Genomic DNA, 20,139 nt, shown 5'->3' with positions numbered 1-20,139 from the left:
CTCTTCCCTTAGCTGGCTGTATTAGCAGTAGTATCGGGTGTAGCCACCACGGTGGTACCAGGATGGGCTTTCTGTAAACCGCTGACGATCACGCGATCACCGTTCTTTAACCCTTCGGTAATCAGCCAGCGATCGCCAATGGCTTGTGGCGCAACAACCGTACGCGATTCCACCTGATTTTTGTCATTAACGACCAGTACGGTCGCATCGCCACGGGGTGTGCGAGTGACCCCCTGCTGAGGCACCAGAATGGCGTCCGGCTGTACGCCTTCATCAATACGCGCCCGCACAAACATGCCCGGCAATAACAGGTGTTTAGGGTTCGGGAAAATAGCGCGAAGCGTAATCGAGCCGGTGCTTTCATCCACCGTCACGTCGGAGAATTGCAGCGTGCCTTTCAGGGGATAAGGCTGACCATTTTCCATCAGTAACTCGACGGTGCTGCTGCCATCTCCTTTTTGCAGGCTGGACTGCTTCAGACGCATAAAATCATTGCTGGGCTGGGTCACGTCGACATAAATGGGATCAAGCTGCTGGACGGTTGCCAGAGCCGTGGCCTGTCCATTGGTGACCAGCGCCCCTTCGGTCACGCTGGATTTACCAATCCGGCCCTCAATGGGCGATGTCACTTTGGTATACGCGAGATTAATGCGGGCGCTCTCAACACCTGCCTGCGCTGCGACCACGCTGGCATCAGCCTGCTGAGCTGTTGCTACGGCCTGATCGTACTCCTGCTTACTGACATATTGGGTGCCCACCAGTGGGACATAACGTTTGACCGTCAGATGCGCAATATTCGCCGCCGCCTGGGCCTTAGCCAGCTCACCTTTTGCGTTGTCGTATGCCGCCTGATAGGTTGCAGGATCTATCTGATAAAGGGAGTCTCCGGCTTTGACATCGCTTCCTTCCGTAAAGTTACGGCGCAGTATGATCCCGCTCACCTGAGGCCGCACTTCTGCAACGCGGAAAGCATCGGTTCTGCCCGGAAGCTCAGTGGTCACGGCCAGTGGCGCGCTTTTTACGGTATACACGCTGACTTGCGGCGACTGCGGATGCGGTTGTTGGTCACCCTGCCCATCGCAGCCCGCGAGCAGGGCTGCAGCAACAATTAAACCGGATAAGGGTAAGAGTCTGAAATGAAGTGTCATTACTGTTCCTTTAAATACCCATAACCGATGTTTGCCGTAAATCGGTGAGAGGGCTGAGGGCACAAAACAAAAAATGTAGCTGCGTATAATAATGAGGGTATTTAATGTTGTTTAATTTATAAGTGCTGAGGGAGATATGTGAGCATCATAATCAGAATCTGACACCCTATATGCAGGTTTATCATATCGGCAGTTTTTAATTTTGCCTTGGTTGATTCATATTATTAATGTATTTAATGAATGTGTTGCTATTGAATCATTTATCAAATATATGAATTAAATAAAGTGACTTTTTTTGTGCAAAATCAATTTCGGTTCTGGTGAATACTTCTGTTTTGCTGAACCCGCTTATTGGCTGCGGATGGCATATCAACCCTGCGAGTAATGAGTACTGTCTATGGCGCGTAAAACGAAAAAAGAGGCACAACAGACACGGCAACGACTGATCGAAGCGGCAATTGGGCAGTTCGCAACGCGCGGTGTGGCGAACACGACCCTGACGGATATTGCCGATGCTGCGCAGGTGACTCGTGGGGCGGTGTACTGGCATTTCTCCAGTAAATCAGAAATATTTAATGCTATCTGGGAACAGCAATTACCGCTGCGGGATATCATCAGGGAGCGTCTTTCACTTTCAGAGGATGATGATCCGTTGTTAATGCTTCGTGAGCAATTTATTACTGCATTGCAATATATCGCCAACGAACCCCGACAGTGCGCGCTATTGCAAATTCTTTATCATAAATGTGAATTTACTGACGAAGTTATTTCAGAATATGAAATTCGTAAGCGCATCGGCATAAATTACGAGTGTTTGCGCAAGACACTGGAGTTGTGTGTTTTAAAAAATACGATTTCACCAAACGTGAATATTGAACTCACCCTGATCGTTTTCCACGGTTTCTTTAGTGGACTTATTAAGAACTGGTTAATGAACAGAGAGAGCTTTAACCTTTATCAACAGGCTCCGGCTCTGGTCGATAACATTCTGGCGACACTGCATCGCACGCATGTGCCACCAGTGATGTATGACGTAGCCTTATGACTCGCTGGTGGGGAGTAACTCTCCATCCTGGCAAAGGGCTTCAATAGTTTGTGCGCTAACGGGTTTACCTAACAGATACCCCTGAAGCGTGTTGCAGCCCAGTTCCGTTAAAAATTCCTGCTGCGCCTGTGTTTCAACACCTTCGGCAACCACTTTCAGGTTAAGCGTTTTGGCCAGCGCCACAATAGCCGAGACAATCGTCGCGTCATCACTTTCGCCACTCAGCTCTTTTACAAATGCGCGGTCGATTTTCAGCTCACAGGCCGGTAAGCGTTTGAGGTAAAGCAGGCTTGAGTAGCCTGTGCCAAAGTCGTCTATGGAGGCTTTCACACCAGCATTGGTTAACTCGGTCAATACGCGCACACTTTCATCAGGGTTACTCATTGCCGTGGTCTCGGTCACTTCCAGAATCAGCATTTCAGGCGGCACATTATGGCGCTCCAGGCAGTCGAGCACGGTTTTAACCAGTGAAGGCTGCTCAAACTGAAGGGTTGAAAGGTTCACCGCCATCGACCAGCTCTGGTGCCCCTGAAGATGCCATTCCCGTAACTGACGGCAGGCTTCGTTAATCACCCAGTTACCGATAGGAATAATAAGCCCCGTTTTTTCAGCCAGCGGCAGGAACATGTCCGGTGTCAGCAGGCCCTGTTTCGGGTGTTGCCAGCGCAGTAGGGCTTCAAATCCGAGGACTGGCCCTGCTGGAGCGTGGAATTTAGGCTGATAAAGCAAACGTAACTCATCGCGGTCGATAGCCAGCCACAGGTCATTCATCAGCTGGAGATGCGTTTGCGCCAGGGTGTTCATTGATGGCTGGAAGAAGTGATAGCCATTTCGTCCCATATGTTTGGTGTGATACATCGCCGCATCAGCGTTAAACATCAGCTCACGATCGTTATGACCGTCGTGCGGGTACAGCGCAATGCCGATGCTGAGGGTCACGACCAGCTCATAGGGCTCCAGGGCAAAGGGGCTATCAATGGCACGAACCAGCGCACTTGCCAGTGAGGCGGCATCATCTGGCCCTTCCGTTTCTGCCAGCAGGACAAACTCATCCCCGCCGATACGGGCAAGGGTGTACTGGCCTTTCAGTGGCAGCAGCAGGCGCTTTGTGACGGCGACCAGCAGCTTATCGCCCACATCATGACCGTAGGCATCGTTGATGGCTTTAAAGCCATCGAGATCCATAAACATCAGCGCAAAATGGGAGCCTTCACGGTCAGCTTTACTGATGGCCTGATCAAGTCGGTCTTCCAGAAGAATACGATTGGGCAGGCGGGTTAGCGTATCGTGCAGCGCCAGTTGCGCCAGCTCGCGGTTAGCTTCCGCCAGAGAAGAGGCCAACAACGATGTGCGTGCCTGAAGGCGGGCATCCAGCATCGATACCAGCAGGGTGATCCCCAGAATTGAGAGCGCGACTACGCTCACCAGCACCGCCAGCCAACTGCCGTTAATGCCGTGGTGATGCACCATGGTCGACATCGGAAACTGTGCGGCTTTCATGCCGGCATAGTGCATCCCGGCGATGGCTATCCCCATGGTGATAGCCGCGCCCAGGCGCATCAGCGCCACCTGCGCGGCTTCGTGGCGTAAACGGAATGTCAGCCACAGAGCCGTGAGGGAGGCGGCGAGGGCAATGACGACGGAAATGGCCACCCAACTTTTGTCCCAGACGATGCCAGGCATAACCTCAAGCGCAGCCATGCCGGTGTAATGCATGGCGACAATACCGCTTCCCATCACTAACGCACCGGGCAACAGGCGGCGTAAACGCAGTTGCTCGCAGCTGACAAGCCACAACGCAAACATCGATGAGCCGATGGCAATCACCATCGATAGCACCGTGAGCGCCGCGTTGTAACTCATGCTCATGGAGAGATCCATGGCCAGCATCCCGATGAAATGCATCGCCCACACGCCAATACCCATTGCGATGCCACCGCCCGCTAGCCAGATGCGAGCCGACACTCCCTGGCTTCCGGCGACACGTGCAGCCATATTCAACGCGGTATAGGCAGCAAGGATGGCGACAACAAAGGAGGTGACTACGAGGATTTGGTTGTATTGGCTAACCAGCATGGTCTATTCAGCTCGTTGTGAGAGGTTTAGCAAGAGAGGTTGAGAAGGGCTGAGACATTATCACCGTCAGGTAATGACTCAAAGGGATTTAAATCCCTTCAATTATTGAGTGATAGCAAGGGGCGCAGCGTCAGAGGCTTAATCGAGATCGGAACAATTCACAAGCTTTAACGGGTTCACGGAATTCATATTGCGGCACTTATCGGTTTCGGTGCTCATCAGTTCAATCCACTGCATCAGCAGCGCATCGAAAATGAAAACGGAGACAGCAAAGACAACCAGCCACCAGTATTTACGAATCATTGTGTCATTCCGGGAGAAGTGAGGCCGTTAAGGTGGTGGAAATATACACGAAATGCAGACATTGAAAAGCAGGGAATGTGAAGGTTTACAAAGCGTTGACGCTAATTGTAAGCGGCAATAAAAAAGGCGCTTCCCCATGCCGAAGAGCGCCTTTTTAAACAAGCATTTAACTGATTAGTATCAGTTCATGCCGTATTTTTTCAGTTTCTTACGCAGAGTACCACGGTTGATACCCATCATCAGCGCAGCGCGGGTTTGGTTACCGCGGGTGTATTGCATCACCATGTCCAACAGTGGCTGTTCAACTTCAGCCAATACCAGCTCATACAGGTCATTAACATCCTGACCGTTCAGTTGAGCAAAATAGTTCTTCAGTGCCTGTTTAACCGAGTCACGCAGGGGCTTTTGAGTTACCTGATCCTGAGAGTTAACGGTGGAAACGGTCAGTACGTCAGAATTTACGCGTTGTTCGAACATAGTTCTGTCAGCTCTTTATTTCATTACGCAAGATTTTCGAAGTATGCCTCCAACGCCTCCAGCTGTACGCTGGCATCCTCTATGGCGTTGAATGTGCGCCGAAACTGGTCATTCGGAGCGTGCTCCTGGAGATACCAGGAGACGTGTTTACGCGCAATTCGGTACCCTTTTGCCTGACCATAAAAGTCATGCAATTCCCGAACATGCGAACAAAGCAAGCGCTTAATCTCTGCCAGAGGCAGTGGAGCAAGCAGCTCTCCAGTGTCCAGATAATGCTGGATTTCCCGAAAGATCCAGGGTCTTCCCTGAGCGGCACGTCCTATCATCAGAGCATCAGCTCCCGTATAGTCGAGCACAGCTCTGGCTTTAAGCGGGTCAGTTATGTCGCCATTCGCGATAATCGGAATGGAAACTTTCTGCTTAACTGCCCGAATGCTGTCGTATTCAGCTTCACCGTTGAACAAACAGGCGCGAGTGCGTCCATGAATGGTCAGGGCCTGAATGCCACAGTCTTCGGCCAGTTGGGCAATCTCTACACAGTTACGGTGATCCGGCGACCAACCCGTGCGAATCTTCAACGTAACAGGAACGTCCACCGCGCTGACAACCGCCTCCAGGATTGACTTCACCTGGTCGGGGTATTGCAGAAGGGCTGAACCTGCAAGCTTGCGATTCACCTTTTTGGCCGGGCAACCCATATTGATATCAATAATCTGGGCGCCACTTTCCACGTTAATACGCGCGGCATCTGCCATCTCTTCAGGCACGCTTCCGGCAATTTGCACGGTACGAATACCTGGTTCATCTATGTGCACCATCCGCAGGCGGGACTTATCGCTTTCCCACACTTGCGGGTTAGACGACATCATCTCGGAAACGGTTAAACCTGCTCCCATCTCATAGCACAGCGTCCTGAATGGTCGGTCGGTAATACCTGCCATAGGGGCTGCGATCAGGCGATTTCTGAGCTGGTGGTGTCCGATGCGCATGAGTTAAGAAATGACCATACTGTGACTGCAAGGCGGCGTATATTACGCATTTTTTGCACGAGATGAAAGGCCAAACTTTGAACAATCCACTGTTGTAGATCAATGAATCGCCGCTCAGGGCCAGTGGTGAAAATTATTCACTATTTAAATCATTGTGTTATGCGATAACGGTTATTTTATCGTCTCTTACAATTTCCCGTAACTTCTCATCATTTCTGAATAAAGGTATCACATAAGCGGGATAATCTGCTGTTTTTTGCAGCGGATTATCCCAGTTCTATGCGATCTGCGTCGCAATTTAGAACATGATCTTAGCGCAAAAAATGCACGTTATTCGACAACGACGCGTCCATGAAGTGACTGTACCGGGCGGTTATTATCGTGATGCATGGTATGGGTGAATTTCTCCAGTTGCGCGGCAGAAAGGGTGAGTGGTTGCTGAAGAACAATCCAGGTCACACCTTCGGAGCACGGTGGAGTGGTCAGAGAACCGCTAAAGCGCCAGTAGGTTTTATTTTTTGGCAGAAGCTTATTGAGATCAAGATCCTGCTTGATGGCGACGCTCTGCCCGGCTTGCTCGGGCATTACGCTCCACAGTTTTTCAAGCTCAGGAGCTGCGGCACCCTTATCGAACATCACCGCAACCACGACCAGCTCGCCATCGCTATTTTTATGTACCAAATGCATTTCCATCGCGTATTTTTTGCCGTGAATGGTGTTTTCACTCGGTGCGTGGAAATGGAATTGCTGTAGCGTCCAGGATTGCTTGTCGAGGGTGATGGTGTCGCGAGTTTCTGCTTTTTCAGTTGCCTGAATGGTATGGCCGTTATTTGTCAGGGTCACAAGGCCATCGGTGTAGTGTGTTTGCAGCGGGGAGAGATGCGCTTTGGCAGTTGAATCAATATTGACAGGTGATTGATTCATCCCGCTTTGGCAGGTCTTGTACGCGTCATCCAGTTCACCCCAGTGTTCCGGTGCGCCTTCTCCCTGGTAGCTCCAGTGCGATGCGTAAGCAGAAGCCGAGATAATGCTCAGCGCGAACAGCGCTGCCTTGCCAGTTAAGTGAGTCATAATATTCTTCCGGTGAATTTTTGTAATTCAACCATATATTAACAATATGATTGATAGGGTTATTTTACCGAAGAACATCTGGCGGCGAGAGAAAAATTCGAGGAAGGCAGGCGTGGTCAGATGACCACGCCAAATGCTTATTTTTTACGGCCGGTAATACGACACCACTCTTCTTTCTCAACCACAGGGTCGAGCGCAAAGAGATCGGCATAGGCTTCGCAAACGCTGTCTGCCTGGCTTGCCAGGATACCAGAAAGGCCCAGCAGACCACCCTCAACGGGCAGCACGCTGATTAACGGGGCCAGTTCGCGTAATGGGCCAGCCAGGATGTTAGCGACCACTACATCGGCTTTCATGACCTCTGGCTGGGCGTCTGGCAGATACAGTTCCAGACGATCGGATACGCCATTGCGTTCGGCGTTATCACGGCTGGCCTGAATCGCCTGCGGATCGATATCGATCCCGATGGCTTTTTTCGCGCCCAGTTTCAGTGCGGCAATCGCGAGGATCCCGGATCCGCAGCCGAAATCGATCACTGTTTTGCCTTCCAGATCCAGTCCATCCAGCCATTGCAGGCACAGTGACGTTGTCGGGTGTGTACCCGTACCAAACGCCAGACCCGGATCAAGCATCACGTTGACCGCGTTTTCATCCGGCACATCGCGCCAGCTTGGGCAGATCCAAAGACGTTTGCCGAACTGCATCGGGTGGAAATTATCCATCCACTCGCGTTCCCAGTCTTTGTCTTCCAGCTGTTCAATTTTATGCACAAAGCCAACACCCAGCAGCGGGTGGTTTTCCAGGGTCGCGACCACCTCTTTCATGTCGGTTTCTGCGTCGAACAGGCCGATAACGTCGGTGTCGCCCCACAGGCGTGTTTCGCCAGGCAGCGGCTCAAACACCGGGGTGTCATGCGTGTCCTGGAAGGTGATGGAAACCGAACCGGCTTCCATCAGCGCATCGCTCAGCTCTTCGGCGTTAGCGCCGGTTGTGTTCAGTTTTAGTTGGATCCACGGCATGGCAAAACTCTTTATTTATCAGTAGAAATTACGGCAGCCTGTGGCACGGGTTGGCCAAAACGGTTACCCACCACAAACGCCAGCAAACTTAACAGTAGCGAAGGCACAATCGGATGGAAGCCCAGATACTGAATTTTAAATGTCGCCAGGACGGCATACAGCACGCCACCGACAATCATGCCGCTTAAGGCACCAGCGGCATTTGCCCGCTCCCAGTACAGCCCCAGAACCAGTGGCCACAGGAACACGGCTTCCAGCCCGCCAAACGCAAGCAGGTTGAGCCAGATGATCATCTCTGGCGGACGCCATGCGGCTAACAACAACAGCGCTCCCAGCACCAGGGTTATCACGGCCGACATGCGTTTTAAGCGTGTTTCATTGGTGACCTGTTCAGGACGCACGTTCAGATAGAGATCTTTAATGATCGTAGCGGAACTTTGCAGCAGTTGGGCGTTGATCGTCGACATGATGGCGGCCATCGGTGCAGCAAGGAATATCCCGGCGGCAAACGGCGGCAGAACTTTGACCATTAATGTTGGGATCACCAGGTCCGGCACGGTGAGATCCGGGATCACGGCACGACCTAATGCGCCTGCCAGATGCATGCCAAACATCAGGATAGCAACCACAATGGTGCCAATGATGATGCCTTTATGAACCGCTTTGCTGTCCTTATAAGAGATACAACGCACGGCGGTATGCGGCAGGCCAATCACACCAAAGCAAACCAGCACCCAGAAGGAGGTCATAAATGTCGGGGAAAGGATATCATCCGCTCCCTGCGGCGAGACCAGTTTCGGATCAATCGCTTCGAGCGTTTCAACTGCATGGCTCAGGCCACCTGCGGCATGAACGATACCGACCAGCAGGACAATCGTACCAATGAGCATGACCATGCCCTGCATCGTATCGTTCAGCACGCTGGCGCGGAATCCGCCAAAGGCGGTATAGAGCGCAATGCTGACCCCGAAGATGATAAGCCCCGTTTCGTAAGGAATACCCGCTGCGGTTTCCAGCAGACGCGCCCCACCGATAAATTGCACCGTCATCGCGCCGATAAAGGCGACCAGCAGGCTTAGGCTCGCTAGCCATACCAACAGTCGGCTCTGGTAGCGGGCAAACAGCATATCGTTGAGCGTTACGGCATTATAGCGACGGGCCAAAATAGCAAATTTTTTACCCAGAATGCCCAGCGAGAGCCAGACGGCAGGAAGCTGAATCATCGCTAACAGCACCCAGCCTAACCCGTATTTATAGGCAGCGCCGGGCCCGCCGATAAACGAGCTGGCGCTGATGTAAGTTGCTGTGAGCGTCATGGCCAGCACGACTCCGCCCATCGAGCGACTACCGAGGAAATACTCGTTCAGGAAGGTGCCTGTCGTTCTTTTACGCATGGCATAAACTGACAGACCAAACACCACCAGCAGGTAAGCGATAAGGGGCAGAATGACTTCAAGCTGCATCATCGTCCTCCAGCGGAATATCACGATAGATAAATTTCACCATTGCCCAGCACAACACAATAAATACCAGCGGTACCAGCAGGCAGGCCATTTCAAACCAGTGTGGCAAGCCGGTGATGCCAATAGCGGAATCAGGTAAGTAAGCAGTTACTAACCATGCAGCTAGATAGAGAAGGGTCAGCCACAGCGCCCAGCGCGCTTCTTTATGGGCCTGAACAAAACGCGTGTCCATTTTTTGTCCCTTGTGGATGAAGAAAGCGGGGATTGTACATGATGGGGCTTTCTGATCCCCAGAAATAAAAAAGGCCGGAAAGTCCGGCCTTTTAGCGTCGATACAGTCTTACTTCTCGTGCATACCGAGTTTTTTCTCCAGATAGTGGATGTTAGTTCCACCATTCTGGAAGTGCTCGTCACTCATGATACGCATCTGCAGGTCAACGTTGGTTTTGATACCATCGATGATCAGTTCTTGCAGGGCGTTCTTCATGCGGGCAATAGCCACGTCACGGTTTTCGCCGTAGCAAATCAGCTTACCGATCATTGAGTCATAGTACGGCGGTACGGTGTAGCCGGCGTAGATATGAGACTCCCAACGCACACCAAAGCCACCCGGCGCGTGGAAACGCGTGATTTTACCCGGGCTTGGCAGGAAGGTATTCGGGTCTTCGGCGTTGATACGGCATTCTACCGCATGGCCTTTCACCACAACTTCTTCCTGCTTGATGGACAGAGGCTGACCGGCTGCAATACGCAGCTGCTCTTTGATCAGGTCAACGCCGGTGATCATTTCGGTAACCGGGTGTTCTACCTGAATACGGGTGTTCATTTCGATGAAATAGAACTCGCCGTTTTCGAACAGGAACTCAAAGGTACCTGCACCGCGATAGCCGATATCCACACAGGCTTTAGAGCAACGCTCGCCGATGTAGCGACGCAGTTCCGGGGTAATGCCCGGTGCTGGTGCTTCTTCAACAACTTTCTGGTGACGACGCTGCATAGAGCAGTCACGTTCTGCCAGATAGATAGCGTTACCCTGACCGTCTGCCAGCACCTGAATTTCGATGTGACGTGGGTTTTCCAGGTATTTTTCCATGTACACCATGTCATTGCTGAAAGCCGCTTTCGCTTCAGCTTTGGTCATGGAGATGGACTGCGCCAGTTCGGTGTCGCTGCGCACAACGCGCATCCCGCGACCGCCGCCACCGCCGGACGCCTTGATAATAACCGGGTAGCCAATGCGTTTAGCATGAGCACGGTTAGCATCCATGTCGTCGGTCAGAGGGCCGTCAGAACCTGGAACGGTTGGAACACCGGCTTTTTTCATCGCCGTGATTGCAGACACTTTGTCACCCATCAGGCGAATGGTGTCGGCTTTCGGGCCGATGAAGATAAAGCCAGAGCGTTCAACCTGCTCAGCAAAGTTGGCGTTCTCAGAGAGGAAGCCATAACCCGGATGAATTGCCACCGCGCCGGTGATTTCAGCGGCGCTGATGATAGCCGGGATGTTCAGATAGCTTTTTACGGACGGAGCCGGGCCAATACAGACCGTCTCATCCGCCAGCAATACGTGTTTTAAATCGCGATCCGCGCTTGAGTGCACCGCGACAGTCTTGATGCCCAGTTCTTTACAGGCACGAAGAATACGCAGAGCAATCTCGCCGCGGTTGGCGATAACAATTTTATCCAGCATGTGCGCCTCGTTACTCGATGACGACCAGCGGCTCGTCGAATTCAACCGGCTGACCACTTTCGACCAGAATCGCTTTCACAGTACCTGACTTGTCTGCTTCGATCTGGTTCATCATTTTCATGGCTTCAACGATGCACAGGGTATCGCCTACATTGACTTTCTGACCGATTTCGATGAACGCTTTCGCGTCCGGGCTCGGGGTGCGGTAGAAAGTACCAACCATTGGGGAACGTACGATGTGACCACTGATTTCTGCAGCTGCTGCAGGTGCGGCTTCTGCTGCTGGTGCAACGGCTGCGGCCAGCGCAGGCTGCTGCATCATCGGTGCAGCGTAAGCTTGCTGCATTACCGGGAAGCTAGCGGCTGGGGCTGCACGGCTGATGCGTACAGACTCTTCGCCTTCAGAAATTTCCAGTTCGGAGATGCCTGATTCTTCAACCAGCTCGATCAGTTTTTTAATCTTACGAATATCCATGAGTGGGTTCCGTACTCTTGTTTAGTGTGATTGTGACAAGCGTTTTACCGCTGTCTGTAAAGCGTATGAATAACCGTCCGCACCAAGTCCGCAGATAACGCCAGCGGCGATATCTGACAGATACGAATGGTGACGGAACGGCTCCCGCGCATGTACGTTGCTGAGGTGGATCTCGATGAACGGGATACTCACCGCAAGCAGCGCGTCACGGATAGCAACACTGGTGTGCGTAAACGCGGCCGGATTGATCAGGATATAGTCCACATTGTCTTTAGCCTGATGAATACGGTCGATGATTGCGTACTCCGCGTTTGACTGAAAATGATCCAAATCCACATTCAATGAGGCCGCTTCCGTCCCAAGACGGTTAACAATTTCACTCAATGTCAGGGTGCCGTACTTCTCTGGCTCACGGGTGCCGAGCATGTTTAAGTTCGGTCCGTTCAAAACTAAGATCTGGAACTTGTCAGCCATTGTGCTGCTATCTCCTGCGATTCTCCGGTAAAAAACAAAATATACCTTCGATGCGCGATTGTCACCTTTTCAGAGGCCTAAAACCCCTGTCAGGAAAACCAAGGTCGCACATTATAACGATTTCGTAGCATTTGGCAGCTAAATACTGGTCTTATCAGGGAAGATTATCAACCGCTATCCGAAAAAGAGTCGCGGCGGATAAGTAATCTGCGGGAAAACGCACAGTTTCGCGAACTATCTCATCCACTGGCGGAACTTCTTGTAACGCCACGCTAAAAGAGCCAGTGCGAGCAGGGCGTAGATGATGGGTTGCGGGGATAAAATCTTCACCGACCATAGGTAATGTATGGGAGCGAGGATCGCGACAAGATAGACGAAGTTGTGCAGCAGTTGCCAACGCCTGCCCAGTTTTCGCTGCGCAAATTGCGTCGAGGTCAGCGTCAGTGCCAGTAAAATCAGCCAGCTGACGATACCTAACGTCAGATAAGGACGCGTAACCAGCTCACGACCCAGCAATGCCAGATTGTTAATACCCAGCTCAAGCAGCGCATAGCTGGTGAGGTGCAGCGTCGCCCAGGCAAAACACCATAGCCCTAAAAGCCGACGGGTACGTATCAATAATGGCTGTTTAGCGTAGCGCGCTAAAGGCGAAACCAGCAAGGTGGCCAGCAGAAATTTCAGAGCCATCCTACCGGTAAAGTGTTGAATATCCTTTGCCGGGTCGGCGCTGAAGTATCCGTGACTGGCTGCCCAAAACAGCCAGATAAAAGGAAGCAATCCCGCTAAGTGCAAAATGACCTTGAGCCAGGTTATCTGTTTTACGCTTAACCGCACTTAAAAATTCTCCCGTAAATTCAGGCCGCGATACAGAGAAGCGACCTCATCAGCATAGCCGTTAAACAGCAGCGTTGGCTGACGCTTAACGTCCAGCGCGCCGCCTGAGCCGATAAAACGTTCTGTGGCCTGTGACCAGCGAGGGTGATCCACATGCGGATTCACATTGGCAAAAAAACCGTACTCATCGGGCGCGGCCAGATTCCAGGTGGTAGGAGGGCGTTCACGGGTGAGCTTAATACTGACAATCGATTTAATCCCTTTAAATCCGTATTTCCACGGTACGGTTAAGCGAATAGGTGCGCCGTTTTGTGGCGGGAGAGCTTTACCGTACACACCTACCGTAAGCAGGGTGAGCGGATGCATGGCTTCATCGAGGCGCAACCCTTCTACATAAGGATAATCCAGCCCACCGCCGATAAACCGGTCCTTCTGGCCGGGCATCTCATCAGGTGAGTAGAGCGTCTGAAAAGCGACATATTTTGCATTGCTGGTGGGCTCAACCATCTCCAGCAGCTTATGCAGCGGGAATCCCACCCAGGGTACGACCATCGACCAGGCTTCGACACAGCGCATCCGGTAAATGCGTTCTTCCAGCGGGAAACGGGTGGTCAGGTCGTGGTGATCCAGGGTCAGGGGCTTTGCGACCTCGCCGTCAATTTTCAACGTCCAGGGATCGGTTTTCATGCCGCCCGCGTTGGCTGCCGGGTCGGCCTTATCCAGACCAAACTCGTAGAAGTTGTTGTAACCGGTGACTTTGTCTTCAGGTGTTAACGTGAGTTTGTTTTGCCATTCCGCCGGTTTGGTAAAGGTGAGTGGCGCACCGGAAGGGGCTTTCGGGCGATCGTTGCCTTTAAACCAGTCAAGCAGGTCGGCATGGGCTGCCGGTGAGAGTGTCAGGGCGGTTGCGCTGATGCCAAGCATTTTCAGGATCTGGCGGCGCTGTAACATAAAGACAGACTCGGACGTTACGTCGGCTTCCGTCAGTTTTCTGGTTTTCATGGCATCCTCCGTCATGCGTTTTTCTAAGCATGACGGAGGAGAAGGGTTAGCGCGAATATGTCACGAAAATTTGAAGATTAGACAATTTTCACCAGCGCGCGGCCGTGGAACTGGTTATCCATGATCTTATTGGCATATTCCGGTGCCTGGCTAAGGCTGATTTCGGTTGCGCTCTGGGCGTAGAACGATTCTGGCAGGTCACGCGACAGGCGTTCCCAGGCTTCTGCACGACGCGCCGCAGGGGTCATGACGGAATCTACCCCCTGTAAACGCACATTGCGCAGAATAAATGGCATGACGGTGGTTGGCAGGGCAAATCCACCCGCCAGGCCGCAGGCCGCTACACAACCGCCGTAGTTCATTTGCGCCAGCACTTTTGCCAGCACTTTGTCGCCCACGGTATCGACCGCACCAGCCCAGATCTGTTTTTCCAGCGGACGGGTTTCGGCAAATTCGTCACGTCCCAGAATACGGTTTGCGCCCAGCTGGCGCAGGTAGTCGTGGGTGCTTTCACGTCCTGATACGGCAGCAACCTGGTAGCCTAATTTGTGCAGCAGCGTCACGGCCGTACTGCCCACGCCACCGCTGGCCCCGGTGACAACGATTTCACCTGATTCAGGACGAATACCGGCATCTTCCAGCGCCATCACGCAGAGCATGGCGGTAAAGCCTGCGGTGCCAATGATCATCGCTTTACGGCCATCCAGACCTGTCGGCATCGGCACCAGCCAGTCGCCTTTCACCCGGGCCTGCGCCGCAAGACCACCCCAGTGGTTTTCGCCAACGCCCCAGCCGGTGAGCAGCACCTGCTGCCCAGCATGGAAGCGAGGATCTTCGCTCGTATGCACACGGCCCGCGAAATCGATACCTGGAACCATCGGGAAATTACGGATGATTTTGCCTTTGCCGGTGATGGCCAGCGCATCCTTATAATTCAGGCTGGACCAGTCGATGTCGACGGTTACGTCACCTTCCGGCAGACGGTTCTCTTCAATGGTTTGCACCGAGGCAAGCGTTTTGCCGTCCTGCTGTTCTAAGATCAAAGCCTGCATACAGGGTCCTCACTACGTATGATGATTGGAAAAAATTTTCTGAAGACTATACTCGCTCATTGAAAGCCAATGCCGATTTAACGCAATAAATTGCCAGATACACCAGGTTTGGTAGTATGCCGCATTTGAAATGCAAGTTAGCGCTTACTCGCTACCCCATCAACCCACGGAGTAATCTCAAGGATGCGATTAACGACGAAATTCTCGGCTTTTATCACGCTGCTGACGGGGCTCACCATCTTTGTCACGCTTATCGGCTGTTCCCTGAGTTTTTATAACGCCATTCAGGACAAGCTGGTAAACCGTATCCAGTCTGTGGCATCAGTCATTGATACGCGTCTGGTGACCACGCCACTGCCGACCCTGTCGCGTGAGCTGGATGAAATTATGGTACCGGTTGATATCGTCCAGATAGACATCCGCCAGGGGAATTCGCTCGTCTTCAGCCATGCCCGACAGGGAAGCTACCGTCCGGCAGGCATGATGAATCAGTATCGTGAAGTGACAGTCCACTCGCTGAAAAATCCAGGTATGACCATCAAACTGGTTTACCAGGATCCGATGGCAAATTACTTCCGCTCTTTAATGACCACCGCGCCGCTCACGCTGGCGGTCGGGTTTATTGTGTTGCTGATTTTTCTGGCCGTGCGCTGGCAGCGTCGTCAGCTTTCAGGGCAGGAATTGCTGGAAAATCGCTCGGTACGCATTTTAAACGGTGAACGTGGTCCGCAGGTTCGCGGGTCAATCTACGAATGGCCGTCGCGCACCAGCAGCGCTCTGGACGTGCTGCTTTCGGAGATCCAGTTTGCCAGCGATCAGCGCAGTCGGATGGATACTCTGATTCGCTCTTACGCCGCGCAGGACAATAAAACCGGTCTGAATAACCGTCTCTTCTTTGATAATCAGCTGGCTACGCTGCTGGATGACCCTGAAAAAGTGGGTACGCACGGGGTCGTGATGATGATCCGCCTGCCCGATTTTGATCTGCTACGTGACAACTGGGGACGGGCCGTGGCGGAAGATAATCTCTTTGTCCTTATCAACCTGCTGTCGACCTTTATTATGCGCTATCCTGGCTCGCTGCTGGCGCGCTATCACCGCAGCGATTTTGCCGTGCTGTTGCCGCACCGCACGCTAAAAGAGTCGGAAAGTATTGCAGGTCAACTGCTTAAAGCTGTTGATGCCCTGCCGCAAAGTAAAATGCTCGACAGGGATGACATGGTCCATATTGGTATCTGCGCCTGGCGCGGCGGGCAATCGACTGAACAGGTCATGGAACATGCGGAAGCCGCTACCCGCAACGCTGTGTTGCAAGGAGCGAACGGGTGGGCCGTATATGATGATTCGCTGCCGGAAAAAGGGCGCGGGAATGTGCGCTGGCGGACGCTGATTGAGCAAATGCTGAGTCGCGGCGGGCCACGTATTTATCAAAAACCGGCGGTCATGAAAGACGGTCATGTACATCACCGTGAACTGATGTGCCGTATTTTCGACGGTACGGAAGAGGTGATTTCGGCAGAGTATCTGCCGATGGTGCTGCAATTTGGGTTATCAGAAGAGTACGACCGCCAGCAAATTACGCGGCTTATTCCTTTCTTAACGTTTTGGCCTGAGGAAAACCTGGCGTTACAGGTCACCGTCGAGTCTTTGATTCGCCCGCGTTTTCAGCGCTGGCTACGCGATGTATTAATGCAATGCGAAAAATCGCAACGCAAACGCATTATTTTTGAACTTGCTGAGGCGGATGTAGGTCAACACATCAGCCGGTTACGCCCGGTGGTACGTTTGATGAATGCGCTCGGCGCTCGTGTGGCGGTCACGCAGGCGGGCCTGACGCTGGTCAGCACCAGCTGGATCAAGGAACTGGATGTCGAATTATTGAAGCTTCATCCAGGGCTGGTAAGGAATATCGAAAAACGCACGGAAAATCAGCTTCTGGTTCAGAGCCTGGTTGAAGCGTGCAAAGGAACGCGAACACAAGTATTTGCCACCGGCGTGCGCTCCAGAGGCGAATGGCAGATGTTGACAGAGCGCGGTGTTGCGGGCGGTCAGGGCGATTTTTTTGCGTCCTCTCAGCCTCTTGACACCAATGTGAAAAAATATTTGCAAAGATACTCTGTTTGACCTGCCGTTTAATTTGTTTTCACGTAGAATATCGCGCCTGTAGCTTTGAGTATGACGAGCAAAAGCCAGTGAACGACCTTTGACTGGTTACAAATGAAAGTGAGGGACGCTACTGTTTACTCAGCCCTGATGGACTCAGGGGATGAATTTGTAACAAAGGAAACGTACTGCACTAATTTTCACCGTAGCAGACGATTTTTGCGCCTTGTCGCTGCTGCGTGTGGTTGGTAAAGTAAGCGGATTTTGTTTTCCGCCCCAGCTTTCAGGATTATCCCTTAGTATGTTGAAAAAATTTCGTGGCATGTTTTCCAATGACCTGTCCATTGACCTGGGTACCGCGAATACCCTTATTTATGTAAAAGGACAAGGCATCGTATTGAATGAGCCTTCCGTTGTGGCCATTCGTCAGGACCGTGCCGGCTCGCCAAAAAGCGTGGCTGCTGTGGGTCATGATGCGAAGCAGATGCTGGGTCGTACCCCAGGCAACATCGCCGCGATCCGCCCAATGAAAGACGGTGTTATTGCTGACTTCTTCGTGACTGAAAAAATGCTTCAGCACTTCATCAAGCAGGTTCACAGCAACAGCTTCATGCGTCCAAGCCCGCGTGTTCTGGTGTGTGTGCCCGTTGGTGCAACGCAGGTAGAACGTCGTGCGATCCGTGAATCCGCTCAGGGTGCTGGTGCGCGTGAAGTGTTCCTGATTGAAGAGCCAATGGCTGCGGCAATCGGTGCGGGTCTGCCTGTGTCTGAAGCGACCGGTTCTATGGTGGTTGATATCGGTGGTGGTACCACTGAAGTGGCCGTTATCTCCCTGAACGGTGTGGTTTACTCCTCTTCCGTACGTATCGGTGGTGACCGCTTCGACGAAGCCATTATTAATTATGTGCGCCGTAACTACGGCTCTCTGATCGGTGAAGCCACCGCAGAGCGTATCAAGCACGAAATCGGTTCTGCTTACCCAGGTGACGAAGTTCGCGAAATCGAAGTTCGTGGTCGTAACCTGGCTGAAGGCGTTCCACGTGGCTTTACCCTGAACTCCAACGAAATCCTCGAAGCGCTGCAAGAGCCGCTGACCGGTATCGTGAGCGCGGTAATGGTTGCCCTGGAACAGTGCCCACCAGAACTGGCTTCTGACATCTCAGAGCGCGGTATGGTGCTGACCGGTGGTGGTGCGCTGCTGCGTAACCTCGACCGCCTGTTAATGGAAGAGACAGGTATTCCTGTCGTAGTTGCAGAAGATCCACTGACTTGCGTCGCCCGTGGTGGTGGCAAGGCGCTGGAAATGATCGACATGCACGGCGGCGACTTGTTCAGCGAAGAGTAGTCGGTTGTGAAAGGGTAGCGAATGGCTACCCTTTCTCTCTGACGCGAGAATACGCATAGCCTATGAAGCCAATTTTTAGCCGTGGCCCATCGCTACAGTTTCGCCTGATCCTGGCGGTTCTGGTGGCGCTTGGTGTCATTATTGCCGATAGCCGCCTCGGTACGTTCAGCCAAATCAGAACGTACATGGATACCGCCGTCAGTCCTTTCTACTTTGTATCAAATGGTCCCCGTGAATTACTCGACTCCGTTTCTCAAACGCTGTCTTCACGTGACCAGCTCGAACTTGAAAACCGGGCGTTACGTCAGGAACTGCTGCTGAAAAATAGCGAGCTGCTGATGCTTGGGCAATATAAGCAGGAAAACGCGCGTCTGCGTGAACTGCTTGGCTCGCCGCTGCGTCAGGACGAGCAGAAAATGGTGACCCAGGTTATCTCCACCGTAAACGATCCTTACAGCGATCAGGTGGTGATCGACAAAGGTAGCGTCAACGGGGTTTATGAAGGCCAGCCTGTCATCAGTGATAAAGGTGTTGTCGGCCAGGTTGTGGCGGTCGCGAAACTGACCAGCCGCGTCCTGCTGATTTGCGATGCAACCCATGCACTGCCGATTCAGGTACTCCGTAACGACATCCGTGTGATCGCGGCCGGTAACGGCTGTACGGACGATCTGCAACTGGAACACCTGCCAGCCAACACGGATATTCGTGTGGGCGATGTGCTGGTGACATCCGGCCTTGGCGGACGCTTCCCTGAAGGCTATCCGGTTGGGGTTGTCTCGTCTGTGAAGCTGGATACTCAGCGTGCTTACACCGTGATTCAGGCTCGTCCAACGGCCGGTTTACAGCGTTTGCGCTATTTGCTGCTTCTGTGGGGCGCCGATCGTAACGGCACTAACCCGATGACCCCGGAAGAGGTTCACCGTGTTGCGAATGAACGCCTGATGCAAATGATGCCGCAGGTGCTTCCGCCAGCAGACTCTATGGGGCCACCTGCGCCAGTCCCTGCTCCTGCTACGGGATTAACGCAGCCTCCACCGGATGCGCCACCGCCACCACGACTCTCCCAGGGAGGGCAGTAGTGGCAAGTTATCGTAGCCAGGGACGCTGGGTTATCTGGCTCTCGTTTCTCATAGCACTGTTGCTGCAAATTATGCCCTGGCCGGACGACATCCTTGTCTTCCGGCCAAACTGGGTATTGCTCATTTTGCTCTACTGGATCCTGGCCCTGCCGCACCGCGTAAATGTCGGCACAGGTTTTGTGATGGGTGCCATACTGGATCTCATTAGTGGCTCTACGCTTGGCGTGCGCGCCTTATCCATGAGCATTATTGCGTACCTCGTCGCACTCAAATTCCAGCTCTTTCGTAACCTCGCGCTCTGGCAACAGGCGCTGGTGGTGATGTTGTTGTCGCTTGCTGCGGATATCGTTGTTTTCTGGGCAGAGTTTTTAGTGATCAATGTCTCTTTCCGACCGGAAGTGTTCTGGAGTAGTGTAGTGAATGGTGTGCTCTGGCCGTGGCTGTTCCTGCTGATGCGTAAAGTTCGTCAGCAGTTTGCCGTGCAATAAAAGGTT

20 protein-coding genes are annotated in these 20,139 nt (G+C 52.7%); 5 read left to right on the top strand and 15 right to left on the bottom strand.

Features of this window, described 5'->3' with window-relative positions; genetic code table 11:
* Positions 1-8: 8 nt before the first annotated feature.
* On the bottom strand, positions 9-1,148 hold the full coding sequence (locus F3J30_RS17865; RefSeq protein WP_166718072.1) for an efflux RND transporter periplasmic adaptor subunit: 1,140 nt from the start codon (positions 1,146-1,148) through the stop codon (positions 9-11).
* A 397-nt stretch (positions 1,149-1,545) separates the two neighbouring features.
* Between F3J30_RS17865 and envR the strand changes: the two genes are divergently transcribed.
* Positions 1,546-2,193, top strand: a complete 648-nt coding sequence (gene envR / locus F3J30_RS17860) for an acrEF/envCD operon transcriptional regulator (protein WP_166718071.1) — start codon at positions 1,546-1,548, stop codon at positions 2,191-2,193.
* On the opposite strand, the gene F3J30_RS17855 is transcribed toward envR, so the two are convergent.
* The 14 genes from F3J30_RS17855 to F3J30_RS17790 all read right to left on the bottom strand — a co-directional run bounded on the left by F3J30_RS17855 (position 2,188) and on the right by F3J30_RS17790 (position 15,118).
* Entirely contained in the window at positions 2,188-4,269 is a 2,082-nt protein-coding gene (locus F3J30_RS17855) for a bifunctional diguanylate cyclase/phosphodiesterase (protein ID WP_166718070.1), read from the bottom strand. The two genes, envR and F3J30_RS17855, sit on opposite strands and share 6 nt — an antisense overlap.
* Positions 4,270-4,407: 138 nt before the next feature.
* Positions 4,408-4,572 (bottom strand): DUF2556 family protein, encoded by a 165-nt coding sequence (locus tag F3J30_RS17850; protein WP_014072033.1) that lies wholly within the window; start codon positions 4,570-4,572, stop codon positions 4,408-4,410.
* 180 nt (positions 4,573-4,752) lie between these two features.
* Positions 4,753-5,049, bottom strand: coding sequence for a DNA-binding transcriptional regulator Fis (gene fis / locus F3J30_RS17845; RefSeq protein ID WP_000462905.1), 297 nt, complete (start codon positions 5,047-5,049; stop codon positions 4,753-4,755).
* 23 nt (positions 5,050-5,072) lie between these two features.
* The gene (gene dusB, locus F3J30_RS17840; RefSeq protein ID WP_014072010.1) at positions 5,073-6,038 is read right to left on the bottom strand and encodes a tRNA dihydrouridine synthase DusB; all 966 of its coding nucleotides are present in this window, start codon (positions 6,036-6,038) and stop codon (positions 5,073-5,075) included.
* Between the two features lie 330 nt (positions 6,039-6,368).
* Positions 6,369-7,109 (bottom strand): carbonic anhydrase family protein, encoded by a 741-nt coding sequence (locus tag F3J30_RS17835; protein ID WP_166718069.1) that lies wholly within the window; start codon positions 7,107-7,109, stop codon positions 6,369-6,371.
* Positions 7,110-7,246: 137 nt separating this feature from the next.
* A complete protein-coding gene (gene prmA / locus F3J30_RS17830; RefSeq protein ID WP_014072008.1) occupies positions 7,247-8,128 on the bottom strand; it encodes a 50S ribosomal protein L11 methyltransferase in 882 nt (293 codons plus the stop codon).
* An 11-nt stretch (positions 8,129-8,139) separates the two neighbouring features.
* The gene (gene panF, locus F3J30_RS17825) at positions 8,140-9,591 is read right to left on the bottom strand and encodes a sodium/pantothenate symporter (protein ID WP_166718079.1); all 1,452 of its coding nucleotides are present in this window, start codon (positions 9,589-9,591) and stop codon (positions 8,140-8,142) included.
* Entirely contained in the window at positions 9,581-9,823 is a 243-nt protein-coding gene (locus F3J30_RS17820; RefSeq protein ID WP_166718068.1) for a YhdT family protein, read from the bottom strand. Before F3J30_RS17820 ends, panF begins: the two co-directional genes overlap by 11 nt.
* 108 nt (positions 9,824-9,931) lie before the next feature.
* On the bottom strand, positions 9,932-11,281 hold the full coding sequence (gene accC, locus F3J30_RS17815; RefSeq protein ID WP_166718067.1) for an acetyl-CoA carboxylase biotin carboxylase subunit: 1,350 nt from the start codon (positions 11,279-11,281) through the stop codon (positions 9,932-9,934).
* Between the two features lie 10 nt (positions 11,282-11,291).
* Positions 11,292-11,756, bottom strand: coding sequence for an acetyl-CoA carboxylase biotin carboxyl carrier protein (accB, locus tag F3J30_RS17810; RefSeq protein ID WP_014072004.1), 465 nt, complete (start codon positions 11,754-11,756; stop codon positions 11,292-11,294).
* 21 nt (positions 11,757-11,777) lie between these two features.
* The gene (gene aroQ, locus F3J30_RS17805; RefSeq protein WP_014072003.1) at positions 11,778-12,230 is read right to left on the bottom strand and encodes a type II 3-dehydroquinate dehydratase; all 453 of its coding nucleotides are present in this window, start codon (positions 12,228-12,230) and stop codon (positions 11,778-11,780) included.
* A gap of 234 nt (positions 12,231-12,464) precedes the next feature.
* On the bottom strand, positions 12,465-13,064 hold the full coding sequence (msrQ, locus tag F3J30_RS17800) for a protein-methionine-sulfoxide reductase heme-binding subunit MsrQ (protein WP_014072002.1): 600 nt from the start codon (positions 13,062-13,064) through the stop codon (positions 12,465-12,467).
* Positions 13,065-14,066 (bottom strand): protein-methionine-sulfoxide reductase catalytic subunit MsrP, encoded by a 1,002-nt coding sequence (gene msrP, locus F3J30_RS17795; RefSeq protein WP_166718066.1) that lies wholly within the window; start codon positions 14,064-14,066, stop codon positions 13,065-13,067.
* Between the two features lie 77 nt (positions 14,067-14,143).
* The gene (locus tag F3J30_RS17790) at positions 14,144-15,118 is read right to left on the bottom strand and encodes an MDR family oxidoreductase (RefSeq protein ID WP_166718065.1); all 975 of its coding nucleotides are present in this window, start codon (positions 15,116-15,118) and stop codon (positions 14,144-14,146) included.
* 183 nt (positions 15,119-15,301) lie between these two features.
* On the opposite strand from F3J30_RS17790, the gene csrD reads away from it, so the two are divergent.
* The 4 genes from csrD to mreD all read left to right on the top strand — a co-directional run bounded on the left by csrD (position 15,302) and on the right by mreD (position 20,133).
* On the top strand, positions 15,302-17,242 hold the full coding sequence (csrD, locus tag F3J30_RS17785; protein WP_166718064.1) for an RNase E specificity factor CsrD: 1,941 nt from the start codon (positions 15,302-15,304) through the stop codon (positions 17,240-17,242).
* 280 nt (positions 17,243-17,522) lie between these two features.
* Positions 17,523-18,566: a rod shape-determining protein MreB gene (gene mreB / locus F3J30_RS17780; RefSeq protein ID WP_000913396.1), complete on the top strand. Its 1,044-nt coding sequence runs from the start codon at positions 17,523-17,525 to the stop codon at positions 18,564-18,566.
* Between the two features lie 62 nt (positions 18,567-18,628).
* Positions 18,629-19,645 (top strand): rod shape-determining protein MreC, encoded by a 1,017-nt coding sequence (mreC, locus tag F3J30_RS17775; RefSeq protein WP_014071998.1) that lies wholly within the window; start codon positions 18,629-18,631, stop codon positions 19,643-19,645.
* Positions 19,645-20,133: a rod shape-determining protein MreD gene (gene mreD / locus F3J30_RS17770; RefSeq protein ID WP_014071997.1), complete on the top strand. Its 489-nt coding sequence runs from the start codon at positions 19,645-19,647 to the stop codon at positions 20,131-20,133. Before mreC ends, mreD begins: the two co-directional genes overlap by 1 nt.
* Positions 20,134-20,139: the final 6 nt, after the last annotated feature.

This window comes from Enterobacter sp. Tr-810 (assembly GCF_011752765.1).
Lineage (GTDB): Bacteria > Pseudomonadota > Gammaproteobacteria > Enterobacterales > Enterobacteriaceae > Enterobacter > Enterobacter soli.
This window is presented reverse-complemented; position numbering and strand designations above follow the sequence as displayed.